The organism is Couchioplanes azureus (assembly GCF_014648355.1).
Taxonomy (GTDB): domain Bacteria; phylum Actinomycetota; class Actinomycetes; order Mycobacteriales; family Micromonosporaceae; genus Actinoplanes; species Actinoplanes azureus.
Map to the genome: position 1 here is coordinate 58246 of NZ_BMQY01000007.1, position 22550 is coordinate 80795.

General features: G+C 73.4%; 24 protein-coding genes. 12 read left to right on the forward strand and 12 right to left on the reverse strand.

Annotated elements, in window-relative coordinates:
- Positions 1–70: 70 nt before the first annotated feature.
- From hsaA to IEY99_RS23905, 5 genes are all read left to right on the forward strand, one after another.
- Positions 71–1252, forward strand: coding sequence for a 3-hydroxy-9,10-secoandrosta-1,3,5(10)-triene-9,17-dione monooxygenase oxygenase subunit (hsaA, locus tag IEY99_RS23885; RefSeq protein ID WP_189206298.1), 1182 nt, complete (start codon positions 71–73; stop codon positions 1250–1252).
- Positions 1253–1259: 7 nt separating this feature from the next.
- The gene (hsaD, locus tag IEY99_RS23890; RefSeq protein WP_189206299.1) at positions 1260–2117 is read left to right on the forward strand and encodes a 4,5:9,10-diseco-3-hydroxy-5,9,17-trioxoandrosta-1(10),2-diene-4-oate hydrolase; all 858 of its coding nucleotides are present in this window, start codon (positions 1260–1262) and stop codon (positions 2115–2117) included.
- A complete protein-coding gene (hsaC, locus tag IEY99_RS23895; RefSeq protein WP_189206300.1) occupies positions 2114–3016 on the forward strand; it encodes an iron-dependent extradiol dioxygenase HsaC in 903 nt (300 codons plus the stop codon). Before hsaD ends, hsaC begins: the two co-directional genes overlap by 4 nt.
- A gap of 25 nt (positions 3017–3041) precedes the next feature.
- Positions 3042–3593 (forward strand): 3-hydroxy-9,10-secoandrosta-1,3,5(10)-triene-9,17-dione monooxygenase reductase subunit, encoded by a 552-nt coding sequence (hsaB, locus tag IEY99_RS23900; protein WP_189206529.1) that lies wholly within the window; start codon positions 3042–3044, stop codon positions 3591–3593.
- 61 nt (positions 3594–3654) lie between these two features.
- Positions 3655–4311 (forward strand): class I SAM-dependent methyltransferase, encoded by a 657-nt coding sequence (locus tag IEY99_RS23905; protein WP_189206301.1) that lies wholly within the window; start codon positions 3655–3657, stop codon positions 4309–4311.
- Between the two features lie 10 nt (positions 4312–4321).
- Here the strand turns inward: IEY99_RS23905 and IEY99_RS23910 are convergent, their stop codons facing one another.
- Complete coding sequence (locus IEY99_RS23910) at positions 4322–5290, reverse strand: zinc-binding dehydrogenase (protein WP_189206302.1); 969 nt, start codon at positions 5288–5290, stop codon at positions 4322–4324.
- Positions 5291–5467: 177 nt separating this feature from the next.
- Here IEY99_RS23910 and IEY99_RS23915 point away from each other — a divergent pair, with 177 nt between their 5' ends.
- The 4 genes from IEY99_RS23915 (at position 5468) to IEY99_RS23930 (ending at position 8206) form a co-directional block, all read left to right on the forward strand.
- Positions 5468–6103, forward strand: a complete 636-nt coding sequence (locus tag IEY99_RS23915) for an RICIN domain-containing protein (RefSeq protein WP_189206303.1) — start codon at positions 5468–5470, stop codon at positions 6101–6103.
- Positions 6104–6214: 111 nt separating this feature from the next.
- Positions 6215–6901, forward strand: coding sequence for a hypothetical protein (locus tag IEY99_RS23920; protein ID WP_229799183.1), 687 nt, complete (start codon positions 6215–6217; stop codon positions 6899–6901).
- The gene (locus IEY99_RS23925) at positions 6898–7569 is read left to right on the forward strand and encodes a DUF4166 domain-containing protein (protein WP_189206305.1); all 672 of its coding nucleotides are present in this window, start codon (positions 6898–6900) and stop codon (positions 7567–7569) included. Before IEY99_RS23920 ends, IEY99_RS23925 begins: the two co-directional genes overlap by 4 nt.
- 10 nt (positions 7570–7579) lie before the next feature.
- Entirely contained in the window at positions 7580–8206 is a 627-nt protein-coding gene (locus IEY99_RS23930) for a TetR/AcrR family transcriptional regulator (RefSeq protein WP_189206306.1), read from the forward strand.
- Positions 8207–8294: 88 nt separating this feature from the next.
- Here the strand turns inward: IEY99_RS23930 and IEY99_RS23935 are convergent, their stop codons facing one another.
- The 5 genes from IEY99_RS23935 to IEY99_RS23955 are packed head-to-tail and all read right to left on the reverse strand — an operon-like array spanning position 8295 to position 13893.
- Positions 8295–9386 (reverse strand): acyl-CoA dehydrogenase family protein, encoded by a 1092-nt coding sequence (locus tag IEY99_RS23935; RefSeq protein WP_189206530.1) that lies wholly within the window; start codon positions 9384–9386, stop codon positions 8295–8297.
- A gap of 8 nt (positions 9387–9394) precedes the next feature.
- Positions 9395–10387 (reverse strand): acyl-CoA dehydrogenase family protein, encoded by a 993-nt coding sequence (locus IEY99_RS23940; RefSeq protein WP_189206307.1) that lies wholly within the window; start codon positions 10385–10387, stop codon positions 9395–9397.
- On the reverse strand, positions 10384–11511 hold the full coding sequence (locus IEY99_RS23945) for an acyl-CoA dehydrogenase family protein (protein WP_189206308.1): 1128 nt from the start codon (positions 11509–11511) through the stop codon (positions 10384–10386). The genes IEY99_RS23940 and IEY99_RS23945 overlap by 4 nt, the downstream gene beginning before the upstream one ends.
- Entirely contained in the window at positions 11508–12344 is an 837-nt protein-coding gene (locus IEY99_RS23950; protein WP_189206309.1) for an enoyl-CoA hydratase, read from the reverse strand. Before IEY99_RS23950 ends, IEY99_RS23945 begins: the two co-directional genes overlap by 4 nt.
- Positions 12337–13893, reverse strand: coding sequence for a FadD3 family acyl-CoA ligase (locus IEY99_RS23955; protein ID WP_189206310.1), 1557 nt, complete (start codon positions 13891–13893; stop codon positions 12337–12339). The genes IEY99_RS23950 and IEY99_RS23955 overlap by 8 nt, the downstream gene beginning before the upstream one ends.
- 90 nt (positions 13894–13983) lie before the next feature.
- Here IEY99_RS23955 and IEY99_RS23960 point away from each other — a divergent pair, with 90 nt between their 5' ends.
- Both IEY99_RS23960 and IEY99_RS23965 read left to right on the forward strand, forming a co-directional pair.
- Positions 13984–15141 (forward strand): acyl-CoA dehydrogenase family protein, encoded by a 1158-nt coding sequence (locus IEY99_RS23960; RefSeq protein ID WP_373293427.1) that lies wholly within the window; start codon positions 13984–13986, stop codon positions 15139–15141.
- Positions 15138–15932, forward strand: a complete 795-nt coding sequence (locus IEY99_RS23965) for an SDR family oxidoreductase (protein WP_189206312.1) — start codon at positions 15138–15140, stop codon at positions 15930–15932. Before IEY99_RS23960 ends, IEY99_RS23965 begins: the two co-directional genes overlap by 4 nt.
- Before the next feature lie 37 nt (positions 15933–15969).
- Here the strand turns inward: IEY99_RS23965 and IEY99_RS23970 are convergent, their stop codons facing one another.
- Complete coding sequence (locus IEY99_RS23970) at positions 15970–16680, reverse strand: GAP family protein (RefSeq protein WP_189206313.1); 711 nt, start codon at positions 16678–16680, stop codon at positions 15970–15972.
- Between the two features lie 51 nt (positions 16681–16731).
- Positions 16732–17256, reverse strand: a complete 525-nt coding sequence (locus IEY99_RS23975; protein WP_189206314.1) for a GNAT family N-acetyltransferase — start codon at positions 17254–17256, stop codon at positions 16732–16734.
- Positions 17257–17262: 6 nt separating this feature from the next.
- Here IEY99_RS23975 and IEY99_RS23980 point away from each other — a divergent pair, with 6 nt between their 5' ends.
- Positions 17263–17862, forward strand: coding sequence for a GNAT family N-acetyltransferase (locus IEY99_RS23980; protein ID WP_229799185.1), 600 nt, complete (start codon positions 17263–17265; stop codon positions 17860–17862).
- Between the two features lie 14 nt (positions 17863–17876).
- Here the strand turns inward: IEY99_RS23980 and IEY99_RS23985 are convergent, their stop codons facing one another.
- The 4 genes from IEY99_RS23985 to IEY99_RS24000 all read right to left on the reverse strand — a co-directional run bounded on the left by IEY99_RS23985 (position 17877) and on the right by IEY99_RS24000 (position 22261).
- The gene (locus tag IEY99_RS23985; protein ID WP_189206315.1) at positions 17877–18671 is read right to left on the reverse strand and encodes a hypothetical protein; all 795 of its coding nucleotides are present in this window, start codon (positions 18669–18671) and stop codon (positions 17877–17879) included.
- Positions 18672–18766: 95 nt separating this feature from the next.
- Positions 18767–19741 (reverse strand): hypothetical protein, encoded by a 975-nt coding sequence (locus IEY99_RS23990; RefSeq protein WP_189206316.1) that lies wholly within the window; start codon positions 19739–19741, stop codon positions 18767–18769.
- Positions 19742–20111: 370 nt separating this feature from the next.
- Positions 20112–20963, reverse strand: a complete 852-nt coding sequence (locus IEY99_RS23995) for a substrate-binding domain-containing protein (protein ID WP_229799187.1) — start codon at positions 20961–20963, stop codon at positions 20112–20114.
- A gap of 173 nt (positions 20964–21136) precedes the next feature.
- Entirely contained in the window at positions 21137–22261 is a 1125-nt protein-coding gene (locus IEY99_RS24000; RefSeq protein WP_229799189.1) for an ABC transporter permease, read from the reverse strand.
- Positions 22262–22550 lie beyond the last annotated feature (289 nt).

Sequence of the window (22550 nt, forward strand, 5' to 3'; positions counted from 1 at the left end):
GCCGCCAAGGTAGAACGTGTTCTAGTATAGGGACCGTCGAGTTCGTCGGCCAACCCGCTGGAGGGATCCCATGGAGGCAAGCGCCGGCGCGGCGGTGCTGACCGCGGTGCGCGACCTGGTGCCGGCCCTGCGCGAGCGGGCCCAGGAGACGGAGGACCGCCGGGCGCTCTCCGCCGAGACCGTCAAGGCGCTCGCCGAGACCGGCTTCTTCCGGCTGCTGCAGCCGGCCCGGTTCGGCGGGTACGAAGCACACCCGCTGACCTTCCTGCGGGGCGTGCGCGAGCTCGCCGCCGCCTGCGGGTCCACCGGCTGGGTCGCCTCGGTGATCGGCGTGCACAACTGGCAGCTCGCCCTCTTCCCGGAGCAGGCCCAGCACGACGTGTGGGGTGACGACCCGGGCACCCGGATGTCCTCCTCCTACGCCCCGACCGGCACGATCCGTGCGGTCGGCGGCGGCTACCTGGTGAACGGCCGGTGGAGCTTCTCCTCCGGGTGCGACCACGCCGGCTGGGCGCTGCTCGGCGGCATCATCCCGCCCGGCGACGGCGGGACCCCGGCCGACTTCCGCACCTTCCTGCTGCCCGCCACCGACTACACCATCGAGGACGTCTGGCACACCGTCGGGCTGCGCGGCACCGGCAGCAACGACATCGTGGTGTCCGACGCCTTCGTCCCGGAGCACCGCACGCTCAGCTTCAACGACACCGCCCGGTGCCTGTGCCCCGGCCAGCAGGTGAACACCGCGCCGCTCTACCGCATCCCGTACGCGTCGATCTTCTCCTATGCCATCACCACCCCGATCATCGGCATGGCGACCGGGGCTTACCACGCGCACGTCAGCTACCTGCAGAAACGGGTGCGCGCCTCGTACGTCGGGGTGAAGGCCGCCGAGGATCCGTACTCGCAGGTGCGGGTCGCGAACGCGGCCGCCGACCTGGACGCGGCCTGGCTGGCCCTGGAGGCCGACCTCACCGAGCTGATGGAGCTGGCCGCGGCCGGCGACAAGCTGCCGATGCGGCTGCGCCTGCGCACCCGCCGCGACCAGGTGCGCGGCACCGAGCTGGCGATCGGCGCGGTGGACCGGCTGTTCGAGAACTCCGGCGGCCGGGCGCTGGCCACCGGCACCCCCATCCAGCGGTTCTGGCGCGACGCGCACGCCGGCCGGGTGCACGCGATCAACGACCCCGAGCGGGCGCTGTCGCTCTTCGGCCGCGGCGAGTTCGGCCTGCCGATCACGGACGCGATGGTGTGAGGCGGCCATGACGACCAGCAGCGTCTCCGTCGACTTCGCCGGCAGCAGCGCGCAGGCCGCGGGCCTGCACTTCCACCGCGCCGGCCCGTCCGGCGCCGCGCCGGTCGTCCTGCTGCACGGCGGCGGGCCCGGCGCCTCGGCCTGGAGCAACTTCGCCCGGACGCTTGCGGCCTTCGCGGAGCGCTACGACACTCTCGCCGTCGACCAGCCGGGCTACGGCGGCTCGGTGGGCGTACCGATCACCGGGCAGTACTTCACCGCCTCCGCCGGCGCGTTGCTCGGCCTGCTCGACGAGCTCGGCCTCGACCGGGTCGACCTGATCGGCAACTCGCTGGGCGGCGGCACGGCGGTCCGGTTCGCCCTCGACCACCCGCACCGGGCCGGGCGACTGCTGCTCATGGGTCCGGGCGGGCTCAGCCTCAACGTCTTCGCCGCGGATCCGACCGAGGGTGTCAGGCGGCTGTCCTCGTTCGGCGCCGGTCCGAGCCGGGAGAAGATGGCCGCTTTCCTGCGTACCCTCGTCTTCGATCCGAAGCTGGTCACCGACGAGCTGGTCGACGAACGCTTCCGGGCCGCCACCGACGCGGCGGCGATGCGCGCCATGCGCGCGATGGGCGCTTCCTTCGCCGATCACGTCGACGAAGGACTGCTCTGGCGCGACGCGCACCGGCTGCGCCACGAGGTGCTGCTGGTGTGGGGCCGCGAGGACCGGGTCAACCCCCTGGACGGCGCCCTGGTGGCGCTCAAGCTGATCCGCCGGGCCCGGCTGCACGTCTTCGGCGGCTGCGGGCACTGGGCGCACCTGGAGAAGTTCGACGAGTTCAACCGCCTGGCGTTCGACTTCCTGGAAGGTGACACACCGTGAGTCTCATTCGATCGCTCGGATACCTCCGCGTCGAGGCCACCGACGTGGGCGCCTGGCGGGAGTTCGGCGTCGGCGTGCTCGGCATGGTGGAGGGGCGCGGTCCCGACCCGGACAGCGCCTACCTGCGCATGGACGACCTGGCCGCGCGCATCGTGGTGGTGCCCGGCGAGCGGGACCGGCTGACCGCCACCGGCTGGGAGGTCGCCGACCCGGCGGCGCTGGGCCGGCTCACCGCGGTCCTGGAGGAGGCCGGCGCCGCGGTCAAGCCGGCCGCCGCCGACGAGCTCGCCGACCGCCGGGTGGCGCAGCTCGTCGCCGCCGACGACCCGTTCGGCAACCGCCTCGAGTTCTTCTGCGGCGCCGCGCTGGACAACCGTCCCGCGCTGAGCCGCTACGGGACCAGGTTCGTCACCGGCGAGCAGGGCATGGGCCACGTGGTGCTGCCGGCCGGCGACGACGCGGCGGCCCTGCGGTTCTACACCGAGGTGCTCGGCTTCCGGCTGCGCGACTCGATGCGGCTCGTCCCCGAGACCGTCGGCCTGCCGCCCAGCGACCAGCCGCTGTGGATGCGCTTCCTCGGCTGCGGTCCACGTCACCACAGCGTCGCGCTCGCCCCGATGCCGGCACCCAGCGGTCTCGTGCACCTCATGGTGGAGACCGAGACCATCGACGACGTGGGCCTGGCGATGGACCGCTGCGCCAAGCGCGGCGCGCCGCTCGTCTCGACGCTCGGCCGGCACGCCAACGACCGGATGATCTCGTTCTACGTGCGCACGCCGAGCGGCTTCGACATCGAGTACGGCACCGGAGGCTGCACCGTGGACGACCGGACCTGGGTGGCCCGGCAGACCACCGCGCACAGCGTCTGGGGCCACCGCTTCCTGCGCGGCGCGCACTGAGGCCCCGGTGACGATCCTCCCCGCCGTGACGACCGAGGTGGACGGCCCGCGCTTCCGCCGGGCGTTCGGGCACTTCTGCACGGGCGTCGTCGTCGTCACCACGGCCGACGGCGACGGACCGGCCGGCTTCGCCTGTCAGGCCTTCGTCCCGCTGTCGCTGGATCCGCCGCTGGTGCTGTTCTGCCCCCAGTCGGGCTCGGACACCTGGCGGCGCATCCGCGGCACCGGCGTGTTCGGCATCAACGTGCTGGCCGTCGAGCATCGCGAGGTGTCGCGCGTCTTCGGCACCCGGCGCGCCGACAAGTTCGCCGGGATCGCCTGGGCACCCTCCCCGGCCGGCGCGCCCATCCTGACGGACGCGCTGACCTGGGCGGAATGCCGGGTGGAGGCGATTCACCCGGGCGGCGACCACGCCATCGTGGTGGGCCGGGTGACGGCGCTGGGGGAGTGCCGCGACGGTGCGCCGCTGCTGTTCCACCGGGGGCGCTACACGGGGACGGCGGCGGTGTCGCCGTACGAGTCGCCCGAGGTGGTCGACACCCTGCTCGCCTGGCCCCGGCACACCGACTGGATCTGACGCTGTTGCCGGAACGGCAAGATAGTTTGTCATCCTCCCCGGCATTGCGGACGCTGGTGGCATGAGCGAACACAGCCACCAGACCACCGAGGAAGAAGCGGCCCGCATGTTCGAGCCGGAAGGCTGGGACGAGCGGTACTCGGGCGAGGAGAAGGTCTGGAGCGGGGACCCCAACCCGCAGCTCGTGGCGGAGGCGTCCGGGCTGGCCCCGGGCACCGCGCTCGACGTCGGCTGCGGCGAGGGCGGCGACGTGATCTGGCTGGCCCGCCGGGGCTGGACGGTGACCGGCGCCGACTTCTCCGCGAACGGGCTGGCCCGCGCCGCCCGGCACGCCGAGCAGGCCGGGGTCGCCGAGCGTACCGACTGGTGGCAGGTCGACGCCCGGGCGTTCGAGGCCGGCGGCCGCTCCTACGACCTGGTCACCAGCCACTTCCTGCACGCACCGGACGGCGGGATGGTGGAGGTGACCCGCCGGCTGGCCGGCGCCGTCGCGCCCGGCGGGCACCTGCTCGTCGTCGGCCACGCGCCCTCGGAGGTGTTCGCCCACCTCACCGCCGCCCAGCACAAGGCGATGTTCGTCGCCGAGGAGCTGCTGCCCGGCCTGCCGGAGGACTTCGAGGTCCTCGTCGCCGAGCAGCGCCCGCGCACGATCACCCGCGGCGAGCGGACCATGGACGTGGAGGACGCCACGCTCTTCGCCCGCCGGGCCGGTCGCTGAGCACCGGCGTTCAGCCGCCGAGCAGAAGCAGGGACTTGCCGACCGACGTCCGCGAGGCCAGCGCCCGGTGGGCGTCGGCGGCTCGCTCCAGCGGATAGGTGGCGGTGACCGCCGGTCGCAGCCGTCCCTGTGCCGCTCGGTGCAGCACCAGGCCGAGCAGCTCCCGCACGGTCGTCCGGTCGGGGCGGCCGTCCCGCAGGGGCGTGAACACCCGGACGCCCCGGCGCGCGGTGGCGGTGGCGTCCGGGGCGGCGAAGCCCTCGGCGGTTCCGTAGGTGACATACCGGCCGCCGTCGGCCACCGCGTCCACGGCGGCGGTGCCGAGCGCGCCACCCGCCCCGTCGTAGACCAGGGCGGCGCCGCCACCGGTGGCCGCACGGACCCGGCCGATCCAGTCCGGGCGCGTGTAGTCGACGGTGATCTCGGCGCCCAGCTCGCGGGCGAGTGCGCGCTTGGCGTCGCTGGACGCGGCGGCCACGACCCGCGCTCCGGCGTCGGCGGCCAGCTGCACCAGCAGTGTCCCGGCTCCACCGGCGGCCGCCAGGACCAGCACCCACTCGCCCTTGTCGGGCGCACCCAGCCGGTCGAACCGCAACGCGGTGACGCCGTCGTGCACCAGCGCCGCGGCCGCCTCGACGTCCAGCCCGTCCGGCACCGGTACGACCTCCTCGACGTCCGCGACGATCCGTTCGGCGTAGCCGGTGCCGGCGCGTGCGGCCACGCGCCGGCCGATCCACGCCGGATCCACGCCGTCGCCCACCTGCACCACGGTGCCCGCCCCGCCGCCACCCGGCACGTACGGCAAGGTCCGCGGGAAGAAGTCCTGACCCCAGCCGCCGCGCAGCAGGGTGTCCAGGAAGATGACGTCCGCCGCGGCCACATCCACCACCACCTGACCCGGCCCGGCCACGGGCTCGGGCAGCTCCGCGAGGGACAGCACCTCCGGACCGCCGAACGAGGCCACCTCGATTGCGCGCATGTGCAGACACCTTTCCGCTGGGAACGCCGTCCCCGCAGTGTCCGAACTCAACCATGGTTGAGGTCAAGCGGCCTCCGGCGGCCGCTCGAAGTGTTTCGACGCTGCTCGAATGTCTCTGTCCCGGCGGCCGCCCGGCACCGAGGCTGACGGGAGTCGACAGAGAAGGGGTTGGTCAATGTGAATCGCAAGGGCTCACTCAAGCTGGCCGCGGGGGCCGTCGCCGCGTTCCTCGTGGCATCGCTCGCCGTGGCGACGCCCGCCGCGGCGGCGCCGGGCGCGGAGAAGGTCACCCAGGTCTCCAGCCTCGCCGACTACGTGCGGGCCCGCGCCGCCGGCACCGCGGCCCAACGCGTGGCGCTGGTGTACGGCTCCGTGCACAGCCGCGGCCCCAACGGGCAGGAGACCCACGTCCTCGACGTCAAGAACTGGGGTACCGCGGACCGCTCCGTCGTGCACCTGTGGGAGTACCGGACCTCCGGCAACGTCGACAACCAGCGGTGGGACCTCCTCGACGCCGGGACCTGGGGCGGTTACCCGCTCGTCGCGCTGTCCGACCGCAACTCCACGAACAAGTGTCTCGACGAGTCACGCGACCACCAGGCGGGCAACGGCACGGCCGTGTACATCTACGGATGCCACTTCGAGGCGAACCAGTTGTGGCGCCTGCAGCCGCATCCGCTCGGCGGGGGCTACGTCCGGATCGCGAACCATTACGACGGGCGGTGCCTGGACGTGCGGCAGTACAACTACTCCAACGGCGCCACCATCCAGGTGTGGGACTGCCACGGTGGCTGGAACCAGGCCTGGGCCTGACGGCCCGGTCGGCCGGCGCGAACGCGCCTGATCCTCCTCGATATTGAGCAGTCGCTCAACAGGGGCGTAGGCTCCTGGTTGAGCGACTGCTCAATGCGGGGAGGACGAATAGTGCGTGCCATCTACGTCGAGACCGTGATCGACGCACCGCTGGCGGCGATCTGGCAGGCCACGCAGGACCCGGCGGTCCACTGCCGCTGGGATGCGCGGTTCGGCCGCATCGAGCCCGTGCCCGGCACCACGCCCGCCCAGTTCCGGTATGCCACCGCGATCCTGCCCGGCCTCGAGATAGACGGATTCGGCATCCACGCCGGGCAACGCGATCGGCCCGACGGCACCCGCACCTCGGCGCTGCGCTTCGGCTCGGCCGACCGGCGCTCGTTGATCGCCGCCGGCCGCGGCTACTGGCGCTACCTGCCGGGTCCGCACGGCGTGCGGTTCCTGACCGGTTACACGTACACGCCGCGGTGGGGTCTCCTGGGCCGGATGATCGACGCCGTGTTCCGGCCGCTGTTCGGCTGGGCGACCGCGTGGTCGTTCGACCGGCTCCGGCTGTGGCTCGAACGCGGCATCCCGCCGGAGCGGGCGCTGCGCCACGCCTGGGGCCAGGTGGCCGTGCGCGCCGCGGCGGTGGCGATCGTCGCCGCCCTCGGCGCCGGCGCGGCGGCCGTCGTGCTCACCTCGTTGGTCCTGCTCGTCCTGCCGCCCGGGCGGAACACGCCGGCCGCGCGCCGGTGCCGCCGTCAACCGCTCGACCGCCTGGCGGCCCGGGCGCCTTCCCTTCTGGAGACGCTGTGAACTCGATCTTCGAGCGTGCACTCGGCGACGACTTCGGCCTCCTGCACCCGCGGCTGCAGGACCGCTTCGGCGTGACGGCGGGCGCGCGCCGCGGCTGCGTGGGCACCGGGGTGATGGACCGCATCTGGCGCGGCCCCGCGTACGTGAAGCCGTTCCTGCACCTGGGCACCGCGCGGCACGTCCTGTTCCCGGAGACCGGCACGGCGGTCCCGTTCACCATCGAGAACTATGCCTACACCGACTCGTACGGCCGCCCGACGCTCACCTTCGTCCGCACGTTCGAGGTCGGCGGGGCCCGCCGGCGCCGGTTCGACGCCACGATGGTCTGGAGCGAGAAGCGGCAGGTCCTCGTCGACTTCCTCGGCACCCACCAGCACATCGCCGTGGACCTGCACCTGTCCGTCGACGCGGCCGGCGGCCTGCACATCCGCAGCGGAACCCAGCGCTTCCGCGGCGGTGTCCGCTGCCCGCGACCGCTCAGCGGCGATGCCCGGCTGCACGAATGGTACGACGACGCGACCGGCCGCTTCCGGATCGAGGTGGCCGTCGAGAACCGCCACTTCGGGCCGATCTTCGGATATTCCGGCAGCTTCACCACCCGGTACGTCGACGACACCGCCCCGGTGCCGGCCGCCGTCCGCCCGCTGCGGGAGAATCCCCGCGAGTGAGGGAGGGCTGGTGAGCGCCGACACCCGCGCGAAGCTGATCGACGGAAGCCTGCAGGCGCTGCGCGCCCACGGCATCGCCGGCGTGTCCGCACGCACCATCGCCGCGGCGGCGGGCGTCAACCAGGCGCTCGTCTTCTACCACTTCGGCACGGTCGACCAGCTGCTCGCCGCGGCGTGCCGCTCGGCGACGGAGGCGCGCATCGCGGCGTACCGCGAACGCTTCGCCGCGGTCCGCTCGCTGCGGGAGCTGCTCGACCTGGGCCGCGACCTGCACCGGGAGGAGCGGGCGGAGGGCAACGTGACCGTCCTCGCCCAGCTGCTCGCGGGCGCCCAGGCCGAGCCGCGCCTCGCACCGGCGGTCGCGGGCGCCCTCGCCCTGTGGACCGCGGAGATCGAGCGGGTCCTCACCCGGCTCCTCGCGCAGTCCCCGGTCGCGGAGCTCGCCGACCCGGCCGGTCTGGCCCGCGCCGTCTCCGCCGCCTTCGTCGGCCTCGAACTGTTCGAGGGTGTCGACGAGCCGGCAGCGGGGTCGGCTTTCCTCGCCCTCGAACGCCTCGCCGTGCTCGCCGAGGTGGTGGACGACCTCGGCCCGGTGACCCGGCGGGCCCTGCGCGCCAAACTCCGCCTGCGCGGCTAGCCGGCTCGAGAAGCGACGTGCACAGGCGAGGGCGAGCGGCCCCGCCGAGCTCGCGCCGCTGTGCCGGCGATGCCGGTGGTCATGTCCGTCAGGCGTGCGCTTCCCGGCGCAGGCCGCGGGTTTCGAGCGGCATCAGGATGTCGGCCAGGCGGGTGAGGTGCCGGCCGGGTGCGCCGAAGAGCTGGGCCGAGGCGTACGCCCGGCGCACGTACAGGTGGGCGTCGTGTTCCCAGGTGATGGCGATGCCGCCGTGCATCTGGACCATCTCGGCGGCGATCGCCTGCAACGTCTCGGTGCAGGTGACCGTGGCGACCGCGGCCAGCACCGAGGTGTCGGCGGCGCCGGACACCAGGGCGTCGGCGGCGGCCGCGGACGCCGAGCGGGCGGCCTCCAGCCGTACGTGTGCCTCGGCCAGCCGGTGCTGCAGCGCCTGGAAGGTGCCGATCGGGCGGCCGAACTGCTCGCGGACCTGCACGTAGCCGACGGTCGCCGCCAGTGCCTGCGACGCCGCGCCGACCTGTTCGGCGCTGAGCGCCACGCAGGCGACGTCGCGCAGGCCGTCGAGGGAGGGGACCTCGCCCAGGCGGCGGGCGGGTGCGCCGTCCAGCCGGAGCACCCCGAGCCGGCGGGTCTGGTCCAGCGGGGTCGTCGGGTGGCGGGTGACGCCGGGAGCCCTCGCGTCCACTTCGTACAGTGCCGTGCCGCTCCCGGCGCGGGCGGGGACGAGCAGGGTGTCCGCGGTCGCCAGGTCGAGGACGTGGGACACCTCGCCGGTGAGCCGGCCGGTCGCCGCGGCGGTGCAGGACAGGTCGTCCGGGTCCCCGCCCCACGCCAGCGTGGCCGGCCGCTCTCCGGCGCAGATGCCGGGCAGCAGCCGCGCGCGGGCGTCCGCGTCGCCGTACCGCAGCAGGGCCTGGGTGGCCAGGACGGCGCAGCCGAGCATCGGGCCCGGGGTGAGCGTGCGGCCCAGCTCCTCCAGCACGACGAGGGACTCCCGCAGGGTGGCGCCCTCGCCGCCGTACGCCTCGGGCACGGCCAGGCCGGCGACGCCGATCTCCTTGCACAGCCGGGCCCAGAGGCCGGTGTCGTAGCCGGCCGGCGTGTCGATCGCCGCGCGCGTCGAGGATCCGGCGAGCAGGCCGCGCAGGGCGTCGCGCAGCGCGTTGCGTTCCGTGGTCAGGTCCATGGTCACCTCGTCAGCTCCGCCATCACCCGGGCCCGGTGCTGCGCCGGCGTGCCCCACGCCAGGGTCAGCACCCGGACCTTCGTCAGCCACCGGCCCAGCCCGTGCTCGCGGGTGTAGCCGATGGCGCCGTGCACCTGCAGTGCCGCGCGGGCGGCCTGGTGCGCCGCGGTGCCGCAGGCCACCTTCGCCGCCGAGACGTCCCGGGCGGCGGTGTCCGCGCTGCCGACCGTCACCGCGGCCGCGTACAGCAGCGGACGGGCGAACTCCAGGCCGACCGCGACGTCGGCGAGCCGGTGCTGGACCGCCTGGAAGCGCCCGATCGGGCGGCCGAACTGCACCCGGGTCCGGGCGTGCGCCACGGCCGCCTCCAGCAGCGCGCACCCGGCGCCCAGCAGTTGCGCGGCGGCGGCGAGCACGCCCAGGTCGAGGGCGCGGGTCACCGCGGCGGCCGCGTCGGGTCCGCAGGCGAGCGCGCCGCCGGGCGAGACCTCGAAGAGCCGCCGGGTGTGGTCCATCGAGGCGTGCGCGGCACCGGTGCGGGCCGGCCGGACGGCGCCGTCCTCGGCGAGCAGCACCAGGTCGGCGGCGTGCGCGTCGGCCGCGTACGGCAGCCAGGGCGGCGCGGCGAGGGTGCCGACCACCCGCCCGGCGGCCAGCTCGGGCAGCCATTTGTCGCACAGCCGGTCGTCGCCGAGGGCGACGAGCAGGGCCGGGACGGCGGCCAGGGTCTCGGCCAGCGGTCCGGGCACCGCGTGGTGGCCCAGCTCCTCGGCGGCGATGACGAGGTCTGCCGGCCCGGCCTGCGTCCCGCCCCAGCGTTCCGGCACGACGAGCCCGGCGACCCCGGCCTCGGCCAGCCGCGACCAGACGGCCCGGCCCGGCGCGGTGTCGCCCTGCGCCCAGCGCTCCGCCGCCGCGGGCACGTCGGCGGCGCTCAGCAGGTCGTGCAGGACCGCCGCGAACCGGTCCTGCTCCGCCGTGGGCACCAGCCTCATCGCGCCACCTCGCGGGGCAGGCCCAGCATCCGTTCCGCGACGATCCCCCGGTGGATCTCGTTGGTGCCCGCGTAGATCGGCCCGGCCAGCGCGAACAGATACCCGTCGGTCCAGGCGGCGTCGGTCTCGGCCCGGGCGCCCAGCACGTCGAGCGCGGTCTCGTGCAGGGCGACGTCCAGCTCGGACCAGAACAGCTTGGTGGCGCTGGCGGCGAACGGCCCCGCGGGCGCGTCCAGCGCGGCGAAGGTGTGCATGCGGTACGCCTGGGCGCCGATCCACGCGTCCACCACCCGGTCGCGGGCCGCCGTGTCGCGCGTGTCGCCGGAGTGCCAGAGGGCCACGAGCCGCTCGGCGGCCGCCACGAACCGGCCCGGGCTGCGCAGCGTCTGCCCGCGCTCGTGGCCGGCCGTGCTCATCGCCACCCGCCAGCCGTCGCCGGGCCGGCCGATCACGTCGGAGTCCGGCACGAACACCTCGTCGAGGAAGATCTCCGCGAAGCCGGGGTCGCCGTCGAGCTGGCGGATCGGGCGTACGGTCACGCCGGGCGCGCGCAGGTCGAACATCACGCAGGTGAGGCCGCGATGGCGGGACGCCTGCGCGTCGGTGCGGAACAGCCCGAACGCCCGGTCCGCCACGGCCGCCCGCGAGCTCCACGTCTTCTGCCCGGACAGCAGCCAGCCGCCGTCGGTACGCCGGCCGCGGGAGCGGATCGCGGCCAGGTCGCTGCCCGCCTCCGGCTCGGACCAGGCCTGCGCCCAGACCTGCTCGGCGCGGACCATCGGGGGCAGCACCCGGTCGCGCTGCTCCGCCGTACCGTGCCGCATCAGCGTCGGGGCGAGCAGGAACAGGCCGTTCTGGTTGATGCGGGCCGGTGCTCCGGCGGCGTGGTACTCCTCCTCGAAGAGCAGCGCGTGCAGCGGCGGTGCGGCGCGCCCGCCGTACTCGGCGGGCCAGGAGACGACGGCGAGGCCGGCGTCGGCGAGCAGGCGCTCCCAGGCCCGGTGGGCGGCGTCGCCCTGCGGCGTGTCCACGCTGGGCAACCGGTCGGCGGGGACGTGGGCCGCCAGCCAGCCGCGGACCTCGTCCCGGAAGGCGCGCGCGGCGGCGTCCAGGTCGAGGTTCACGACGCGGACCGCTTCATCGCCGCCGGGTCGAGCCCGGCCAGCGGGTCCTTGCCGACCTCGACGTTGTGGGCGTGCGCGACGTGGTGCAGGCCGAAGACCGAGTCCATCCCCGCGCGCATGCCCATCTCGTCCTCGCACTGGTTCACCGCGCGCTTGGCCAGGGCCAGCCCGAACGCCGGCATCGCGGCGATCCGCCCGGCCAGCGCGAAGGTGACCGCCTCCAGTTCGGCGCGGGGCACGACGCGGTTCACCATGCCGATCTCGTACGCCCGCCGCGCATCGAACCGGTCGCCGGTGAACAGCACCTCGCGGGCGAACCGGGGGCCGAGCACCCAGGGGTGGGCGAAGTACTCGACGCCGGGAATGCCCATGCGCAGCACCGGGTCGGCGAAGAACGCGTCCTCGGCCGCCACGATCAGGTCGCAGACCCAGGCCAGCATGAGGCCGCCCGCGACGCAGGCGCCCTGCACCATGGCGACGGCCGGCTTGGGCATCTCCCGCCACCGCCGGCACATGCCGAGGTAGACCTCCAGCTCGCGGGAGTAGCGCCGGTCGGCGCCGGCCTTGCCGGTGTGGTCCCACCACAGCGCCGCCCGCCGGGGGAACGAGGTGTCCGCGTCGCGCTCCGGGGTGCCGATGTCGTGCCCGGCCGAGAAGTGGTCGCCGGCGCCGGCCAGCACGATCACCGCGACGTCGTCGTCGTCCACGGCCCGGGTGAACGCCGCGTCCAGCGCGTACGTCACCGCCGAGTTCTGCGCGTTGCGGTAGCGGGGGCGGTTGACGGTGACCAGGGCGACCCGGTCGCGGCGCTCGTACAGGACGACGTCAGTCATCCGTTTCCTCCCGGAGCAGATACTTCAGGACCTTGCCGGAGGCGTTGCGGGGCAGCTCGGTGCGCAGCTCCACCGTGCGCGGCACCTTGTAGGCCGCGAGCCGGCCCCGGCAGAACTCGATCACGTCGGCGCCGGTGAGCTCGTGCCCCGGCCGCGCGACGACGTAGGCCTTGCCGACCTCGCCCAGCCGCGGGTCGGCCACCCCGACGACCGCGGACTCCGCCACCGCGGGCAGGTCGGCCAGGGCCCGCTCGACCTCGGCGGGGTAGACGTTGAAGCCGCCGCAGATGAACATGTCCTTGAGCCGGTCGGTGATGCTCAGGTACCCGCGCTCGTCCAGCCGGCCGACGTCGCCGGTGTGCAGCCAGCCGTCGGCGTCGATGGCCGCGGCGGTCGCGTCCTTGTCGTCCAGGTAGCCGAGCATGACGTTGGGGCCGCGCAGCAGTACCTCACCGGTGGGCGCGCCGATCGCGACCTCGAAACCGGCGGCGGCCCGCCCGCAGGTGTACGCCACGGTGCGGTCGTCGTCCCCCGGCCGGCACATCGTGGCCACCACCGCCTCGGTCAGCCCGTACGCCGTCAGCACGGTCCGCACGCCCAGCTCCGCGCGCATGCGCGCGATGAGCGCGGGCGGCACGGTGGCCGCCCCGGTCACCGCCAGGCGCAGCGAGGACAGGTCGTGCCGGGAGCGCTCGGGGTGGTCGAGCAGGCTGAGGTAGAGCGTCGGCGGGCCGGGCAGCACGGTGATGCGCTCCGCGGCGATCAGGGCCAGCGCCGCGCCCGCGTCGAAGACCGCCTGGGGTACCACCGTGGCCCCGCTGACCAGGCAGGCGAGCAGGCCGGCCTTGAGCCCGAAGCTGTGGAAGAACGGGTTGACCACCAGATAGCGGTCGTCCGGGACGAGCCCGCCGATGCCGGCCCACGCGGCCGCCACCCCCAGCGACTGCCGGTGGGCGCTCATCGCGCCCTTGCTGCGTCCGGTGGTGCCGGAGGTGAAGAGGATGTCGCTCACGTCGTCCGGGCCGACGGCCTCGGCGCGGGCGTCCGCCACCCCCGGCGGCACGTCGGCGGCGCGGCCCAGGAAGTCCGTCCACTCCAGCACGTAGGGCTCGGGCGGGACCGCGGTGCCGGTGGGCATCCGGACGACGAGGTGGGGCAGGGGAAGACCGGCGTGCCCGGCGGCGGCCTGCAGCGCCGCGAGCCGGTCCTCGCCCAGGAACGGGCCGGTGACGACCAGGCCGCGCGCGTCGCTGCGGTGCACCACGTCGAGCGCCTCGACGGCGGTGAACCGGGTGTTGACCGGCACCAGGGTGGCGCCGGCGTAGCTGGCGCCCAGCGCGGCGAGCACCCAGTGGCGGGTGTTCGGCGCCCAGACGGCGAGCCGGTCGCCCGGCCGCAGGCCCCCGGCGATCAGCGCGCGGGCCACGACGCGCACCTGGGCCAGCAGCTCCGCGAAGCTCAGCCGTGCCGCACCCGGCTCCACCAGCGCCGGTGCCGACCCGAAGGAGCGGGCCGCGCTCAGCACGGCCGCCGGGATGGTCGATGCCACGGTGACCTCCCGGACCCACCGATGACGACGTAGCCTACCAAGCAAGTGCTTGGTAGGGTGACTTTACCCGCGGCCCGGGAGGTGGCGCCAGTGGACGGTGACGAGGAGTTCCGGCGCGAGGTCCGGGACTGGCTCGCGGCGAACGTGACGGACGAGCTGCGCGGCGTGGGCGGCCCGGGCCGGGAGAGCGAGGCCTATGCGCAGCGCCTGGCCTTCACCCGCCGCCTGGCCGCGGCGGGCTGGACCACGCTGGCCTGGCCGGTGGCGCACGGCGGCCGCGGCGCGTCGCTCGAGCGGCAGATCATCTTCCACGAGGAGTACGCCCGCTCCGGCGCGCCGTCGCGCGTCGACCACATCGGCACCACCATGGTCGGGCCGACCCTCATGGTGCTGGGCACCGAACGGCAGCGCCGCCGGTTCCTGCCCCGCATCGCCGCGGTCGACGAGCTGTGGTGCCAGGGCTACTCCGAGCCGGGCGCCGGTTCCGACCTGGCCGGCGTCACCACCCGGGCCCGCCTGCACGGCGACCACTGGCTGATCACCGGGCAGAAGGTGTGGACCTCGCTCGCGCAGGTGGCCGACTGGTGCTTCGTGCTGGCCCGCACCGAGCCGGTCCCGGACGGCGGCCCGCGCCACGCCGGGCTGTCCTATCTGCTGGTGCCGATGCGCGCGCCCGGCATCACGGTACGCCCGATCCGGCAGCTCACCGGCGACAGCGAGTTCAACGAGGTCTTCTTCGACGACGCCCGCACCGACCGCGACCTCGTGGTCGGCGAGCCCGGCCAGGGCTGGCGGGTCGCGATGGCCACGCTGGGCTTCGAGCGGGGTGCCGCCACGGTGGGCCAGCAGATCGGTTTCCAACAGGACCTGGAGGAGCTGGTGGAGCTGGCCCGGCGCACCGGCGCGGCCGCCGACCCGGTGCTGCGCGAACGGCTCGCCCGGGCCTGGATCGACCTTTCCGTGCTGCGCTCGCACACCCGGCGCGCGCTGAGCGAACCGGCCTCGCCCGGAACCGCCTCGGTGATCAAGCTGCTCTGGTCGCGGTGGCGGCAGGGCCTCGGCGAGCTCGCCATGGCCGTGCTCGGCCCGGCCGGCGCCGCGGCCGGGCCCGGCGACCGCGACGTCGAGCGCTGGTGGCGGCTCTTCCTGTTCAGCCGCGCGGACACCATCTACGGCGGCTCCAACGAGATCCAGCGCGGCATCGTCGCCGAACGGGTGCTCGGCCTGCCGCGGCAGAACCGCCGATGACGGCACCGGCCGAACCGCCGGCGACGGCACCGGCCGGGCACGGCCTGCTGGCCGGCAAGGCGGTGGTCGTGACGGCGGCCGCCGGCACCGGGATCGGCTCCGCCGTCGCCCGGCGGTGCCTCGACGAGGGCGCCCGGGTGGTGCTCAGCGACAGCCACCGGCGCCGCCTCGGCGAGGCACACGAGGACCTGACCGCGGCGTACCCGGGCCGGGTGTTCTCCGTACCGTGCGACGTCACCGACGAGGCCGAGGTCCAGGCGCTGGTCACCGCGGCGGCCGCGCACTGTGGACGCCTCGACGTCATGGTGAACAACGCCGGGCTGGGCGGCACCCGCTCGGTGGTCGAGATGACCGACGACGAGTGGCGCCGGGTCCTGGACGTCACCCTGACCGGCACGTTCCGCTGCACCCGGGCGGCGTTGCGGCAGATGGTCGCCCAGGGCGGCGGCGGTGCGGTGGTCAACAACTCCTCGGTGCTCGGCTGGCGCGCCCAGGCCGGGCAGGCCCACTACGCCGCCGCCAAGGCCGGGGTGATGGCGTTCACCCGGTGCGCCGCCCTGGACGTGGCCGCGCACGGCATCCGGGTCAACGCGGTGGCGCCCAGCCTGGCGGCGCACCCGTACCTCGCCAAGGTGATCGCCGAACAGGAGCTGGCCGGCCTCGCGCTGCGCGAGGCGTTCGGCCGGGCCGCGCAGCCCTGGGAGGTGGCGACCGTGGTGGCGTTCCTGGCCAGCGACTACGCCTCGTACCTGACCGGCGAGGTGATCTCGGTGAGCAGCCAGCACCCGTGAGGCGCTCGCGCCGTCGTCCGTCTTGCGGCGGGCAGCGTCAGGCACCGCCGAGAAGCTCGGGAAACCACAGGCGGGCGGCCGCGTCCCTGGCCACCAGGAAGCCGGCGATGCCCAGCACCCAGCCCAGCAGGCCGCCGCCCTTGGCCACCATCCACCCGTCCAGGCGTTGCAGCACCTTCCCGATCCACCCGGGTCCGTACGCCCGGGCGGTGAAGAGCGCCAGCGCGGGCAGGACCATCACCCCGCAGTAGCCGGCCAGCAGGGCCGGGATCGACCAGCCCGGCAGATCGGCGGTGGCCATCATGCCGACGGCCCCCAGATAGGGAAGCATCGTGGCCACCTCGGCCAGCGCCGCCAGCAGGGCCAGCCCGGTCAGGGCCCCCGCCCCGGAGGCGCCGGTCACGGCCCGGTCCCGCCAGCGCAGGACCGCGGCGGTCGCGGCGGTCCTGCGCTTCTCCACCCAGAAGCTCAGCACGAACAGGGCCACGCCGACGGCGAACTGGGCGACGAGCAGCGGCCGGCTCGCCACCCCGGACGCCACCACGGACGCGATGCGGCTGCCGCCCACGGCCAGCACCAGGCCCACGACGAAGTAGAACCCGGCGATGGTGCCGAGATAGCCGAGAAGACGCCGGGCACCGACCCCGCCCGGCGCAAGCAGCAACCACACCGGAATGAACAGCGTTCCGATGCTCGTACTGTCGACGACGGCCAGACCGGCGAGGGAGAGCAGCAGGGTGGCATCCATAGTGATCATGGTGCCAAGCGCCCGGAAGGCCGGCGACCCCGCGGCTTGTGGTCAGGCGAGTTTGTCGTTGATCACCTGGTACATGATGTGGTCCTGCCACTTGCCGGCGATGTTGAGGTACGCCGGCGCCAGGCCGAAGCGGACGAACCCGTTGCGTTCCAGTACGCGTTGCGACCTGATGTTGGGTACCAGCGTGCCGGCCTCCACCCGGTGCAGTCCCAGCTCGTCGAAGGCGATGCGCACGGTCTCGCGGACGGCGGCGGTGGCGATGCCGCGGCCGTTGTCGGCCTGGTTCAGCCAGTAGCCGAGGCTGCAGGACTGGAAGGGGCCCCGCACGATGGTGTTGAGGTTGACCCGACCGATCACCTGACCGGAGTCGTCGAGGACGACCTGGGGCAGGCAGGCTCCTTGCTGATGGGCGTCGAGCGCGGATCGTACGACGGCCAGCTGCCCTTGCGCGGTGTAGTAGTCCTCGTCGCGGGTTGGCTCCCACGGTGCCATGAAGTCACGGTTGGCCCGCAGCAGCTGGGCAAGGCGCGGGGCATCGTCGAGGGCCAGCAGGCGGGTCACACGCATCGTTCCATGATCGCAGTGCCGGTACCGGCGATCGAAGGCCGCCCACGCGTCCATGAGAGAGTTGCGGTCATGACCGCCAGGGTGACGCCGGACCGCGAGGTCGTTCTCGAGACGGATCGCCTGTTGCTCCGGCCCTGGCGGGTCGCCGAGGCTGTCGTTCAGCGTGAGCTGTGGACCGAACGTGATCCGCGCGTGCCGCCACACCGTCGCATCGGCGCGGATGGACGGCCCACGGTGGCGGAGCTGGCGGAATCGATCCGCGCCGAGCAGCCGTCGCCGATCGGGTTGCTGGCGGTCGAGCGCAAGGCCGCTCGGGACGTCGTCGGCTACTGCGGGCTGATCGACGGCGGACGAGGCTCGCCCGGCGAACCCGAGCTGGCGTTCGAGCTGTTACGCCGGGTCTGGCGTCAGGGATACGCGACCGAGGCCTCCTCGGCGGTTCTCGACTGGGCGAGATCGTCCGGGTACGCCCGCCTGTGGGCCACCGTCTGGGACTGGAACACCGCTTCGCGCCGCGTGCTGGCCAAGCTCGGGTTCACCGAGACCGGGCGTCAGGAGGTGGACCCGGTTCACGGGACCACCCTGTTCACCACGAAAGAGCTCTGAACCCGGGGACGAGCTCAGCCGGGCGGGGGCGCAGCGGACGGACCGGGATGCGGCGGGTACGGCAGGGCCGGGCCGCCGTACCAGGGGTGCGGCGGCGGCAACGGGTAGCCGGGTGCCGGCCAGGGAGCCGCCGGCGGGGTGGGCGGAGGCACCCACCGCCGGGGCCGGAAGTGCCGGTCGGACGGGCCGATGAGCAGCAGGATCGCGGTCGCGGCGCCGAGCAGGAGGGCGAGCATGCCCACGGTCGTCCCGATCACGTCGAGGGCTGTCGACCAGCCGCCGGTGTCGAGCCGGGTCATCTCCTCGTACAGGGCGATCTCGCCGTCGCTCGCGAATTCCTCGACCACGAAGCCGCTGTCGTCCTCGGCGAAGGAGTCGTCGGGCGGCCCGGCCAGCAGTCCCACCGCCAGCACGCTGCCGAGCAGGCCGCCCAGCACACACACCAGCAGACCCAGGGCCAGCGGCATGCCGACCCCCACCACACTGAGGATCCGGGCGACGTTGCTGCCCCGGCGGACGCCCACCGCGGCGAGGCCCAGCCAGACGGCCAGCACCACGAGCGGCACGGCGATGGCCAGGGTGCTGGACAGGTTCATCGCCCGCTCGGCCGACACGTCGGCCGGGCTCGCACCGACCGTCCGCGCCGCCCGGCCGATCAGGGCGTTGTACCGGACCGCCTGGGCCACGGCCGTCGCGGTGATCAGCAGCAGCGTGCCGACCAGGGCGACCTGACACGCGAACGCGGCGGTCACCGTCGTCGGCCGGGGCACGGCCGCGGGGCCCGCCGGGTCGATAGCTGTCTGGATCACGGATGGCACGGTACGTGCCCCGCACCGCGAAGCGGCAGAGCCGTACGGGTGTATCCGATCCTCTGACGGGACACCGGCTCGACGACCACCGGCCCTCAACTCCGGACGACGACCTTCTTGCCGGAGGCGGTGACCGTGTAGGCGACGGTCCTGTGCGTCCACGGGTTGGTGGCGTAGACCCGTACGCCGCGGCGCACGTCCTTGACCTTGATCATCTTGAGCTGTGCCTTGGTGTTGAACGCCGACACCTCACGGCGCACGGCCTTACGCAGCGATGCGACCTGCACCGTCGCGCCCCGTGCCGCCCGTCGCGCGTTCGCGGCGCCGGTGTGGCTGACGTACTTGACGTCGGCGGGCATCTGCAGGTACCACACGCCCAACGTCAGCTGGGCCTCGCTGATCACGGTGCTCGCGGCCGGGAGCGTGATCTTCTGCGGTGCGTACGTGTACGTCACCGTCACGGCCAGACTGCCGTACTGGACCTGGGCGCCGCTCAGCGTCCCGGCGGGGCCGACCCGAAGGGTGATCTTCTGGCCCTCGACGACCTGGACGTAGTCGGCGGACCCGTCGTCGTGCACGGTCCTGGTGCCCGCGTGGTCGACACCCTCGCTCAGCAGCGAGGCCGGTGCCGGGGTCTGCTCGAGGTGCTCGGCGAGGGTGAGTGACCGGTCGGGGGTGAACGCGTACTTGACGGTGGGACGGCCCATCATCTTCACCGCGGCCCGGGACGCGCGGTCGGGCAGTGTGTGGAAGTAGCCCTTTCCGGCGACGGCGTAGCTGTCCTCGTCGGTTCCGGCGAAGCGCAACCTGTCGTGGGAGACGCCGTGGGACGGGTCGACGACGAACGAACCGGATCCCGACTCCGTGTCGTCGCTGATGACCAGGTCGGTCCGCAGGCCGCCGTCGGCTGCGGCCGTGGACGCGGTGGCCACCGTCTTCAGGGCCGCGGCCATCTGCGTGGCGGACAGGTTGGTCGTCGTGTCGGCGGCGTACGCGGCGCCTGGCGTGAGCACGCCGCCGGCCATCGACAGCGCGGCCACCAGCAGAGCGGACCGGGACAGACGGAACATGGACACCCCAAGCGGAAAGAGGTCGGCGCAGCGACCACCACGATTACGCAGCGCAACGATACGGAGCGTGAGACCGCGGCGCCATGGCCGAACGGACTAGCCTTCCCAACTGGGAAGATGTGCCCTGAGGCACAGTCGCGCCCTGGCGCGGCGGCACCTGCCTTGCGACTTTCCGTAGTCGGCGTTGGTGTGCGACCCTGGGTCCTTCTCTCGCGTCGAACGTCCCGCGCGAACCCGACATCGCCGCACCTGGCGAGCTCACCCGGGCACTGGGCGCCCGGAAGGCGGTGCCAGGTCGGCGAGGTCGGCGAGCGGGGAGCGAGATAGCCGGCAAGTTCGGCGCTGCCGATCCTCAGTGTGTGCGAATCGGTCAGAACTCGCTGTGGGGATCGTAGTACTGGCCCGCGTTCTCCTTCGTGATCATCGGTGAGGGCACGATCGTGTCCTTCTCCGCGGTGCCGCCGTCCAGCAGTGTGATGAGGCGCTGATAGGCGGCCTTGCCCATGGTGACCGCGTTGTTCAGGCCGGTCACCTCGTAGTTGGTGCCGGCGTTGATCGCGGCGAGCGCCTCCTTCTGGCCGTCGACACCGGCCAGGAACATGTCCTTGCTGCGGCCCGCGTCGCTGATGGCCTTCTGCGCGCCGAGACACATCGAGTCGTTCTCGCAGAAGACGGCCTTGATGTCCCGGTGCCGGGCGAGCAGGTTCTCCATCACCTTGAGGCCCCCGTCGCTGCTCCATTCGCCGAACTCCGGCGCCACCACCAGCTCGATGCCCGGCTGCTTCTGCAACACCGAGGTCACCCCGCCGGTCCTGGCCAGCCCGATGGAGTTGTCGGCCGGACCACCACGGATGATCGCCACCTTGCCCCGGCCCTTCAGTCTGTCGTTGATGTACGTGCCGTCCTGGTGGCCGATCGCAGCGTTGTCCGGCCCGACCCAGCTGGTGTACTCGCCCGGCTTGAGCTTGCGGTCGACGAGTACGACCGGGATGCCCTTCTGTTTGATGGCGGCCAGGGCCGCCGGGGCGGCCTCCAGCGGACCGCCGGAGATGATCATGCCGTCGACGTCCTTGGCCAACAGGTCGGCGACGTTCGAGGTCAATGCCGGGGCGTCGCCCTTGGCGTCGGTCACGGACACGGTGACGCCGCCCTCGGCGGCCTCCCGCTCGACGGTCTTGGAGATTCCGATGAAGTACGGTGCGCCCAGGGTGAAGTTCGCCATTCCGATCATGCGGCTGCGGGATCCGGAACCTCCGTCGTCAGATCCGCACGCCGTGGCTGCGAACACGCAAGCTCCAACGGCCACCGATGCGATCAGTCGTCTCATCTTCAGCCTCCTCCGGTGAGACCGGTGGGTAGTCCGTATGCCGGCACGCCGGCCGCTATGTGCGGACTTCATGGGGTTTCTCGCCGGCGTGCGAGCACGACGGCGGCGATGATCAGGCCCTTGAGGACCTGTTGCCAGTAGCTCTGGACGTCGTGAAGGGTGAGCAGGTTGTCGATCAGTGCCAGCAGCACGACGCCGCCGAGGGTGCCGACGACGCTGCCGCGTCCACCTGCCAGGCTGGCGCCGCCGATCACGCAGGCGGCTATGGCGTTGAGCTCGAAGGCGACGCCGACACTCGGCTGCGCGATGCCGACCCGCGAGGCGAGGATCACGCCGGCCAGGCCGGAGCAGAACCCGCTGATCAGGTACGTCAGCAGGACATGGCGCGGCACATGGATCCCGGCCAGCCGGGCCGCCTGGCGGTTGCCGCCGATCGCCACGATCGCACGTCCCGGCGTGGTCCGGGTGAGGAAGACCCAGGCCGCGCCGAACAGCGCGACGACGACAAGGGTCGCGTACGGGATCGGCCCGATCGACGCGGTACCCAGCGTCAGGAAGCCGATGTCGGCCGGCGTGATCGGGGTTTCGGAGTAGACGTACGCCAGGCCACGGATCGTGGTGAGCGCTGCGAGGGTCACCACGAACGGCGCCAACCGGAACCAGGCGACCAGCACGCCGTTGACCGCGCCGCAGGCGATGCCGACCGTGACCGCGAGCGCCATCGCGACCGACACCGGCAGCTCGGCCGCGAGCCCCGCCGCTATCAGGCCGGTGAGGGCCACGATGGAGCCGACGGACAGGTCGATGCCGCCGGTGAGGATCACCATCAGCATGCCGAGCGCGAGCAGGGCGGTGGGCACCGACTGGCGCAGCAGGTTCGTCACGTTGTCGTCGGTGCGGAACGAGTCGCTGGTCGTTACGGCGAACACCAGCAACACCAGGAAGACGACCGCGAAACCGCCGTTGATCAGCTGGCTGCGGTCGAACCGCCGCCGCGCCGAGGCGTCGTCGCCGGTGCGTAGCATCAGCCGCTCGCGCAAGGACGCGGCCATGTCCCGGCGGCCCTGCCGCGCCGCGGCGATCACCTCTGCGGTCCGCGCAGGACCGGTGGCCGGCATCTCGCCGATCGGCTTGCCGGTGGCGGGGTTGCGGATCTCCGTCGTGGCGGGCGTGGACCTCGGCAGTCGGGTCATCCGCTTGCTCCCTGCCAGGCGATCGCTACCGTCGGCGGCGACCGGATCGCCGTGCGCCGGCAACCGGCCCGGGAATCCGGTCACCCGACGTGAGGCGCATCAGCGGACCAGCGAAACAGGTTCGTCCGCTATCTCCAATCTCGTCCTGTCGGCAGTGGATGTCAACGGTGAGCTATCGACACCGTGGCGGTCATCGGCCGGTCATGCGCGAACCCTGGTTCCAGCGGCCGAGAGAGTTCCTGGAGACCGCCTGCCTCGAGCACGCCGAATCCGGTCAACTGCGCTGCAT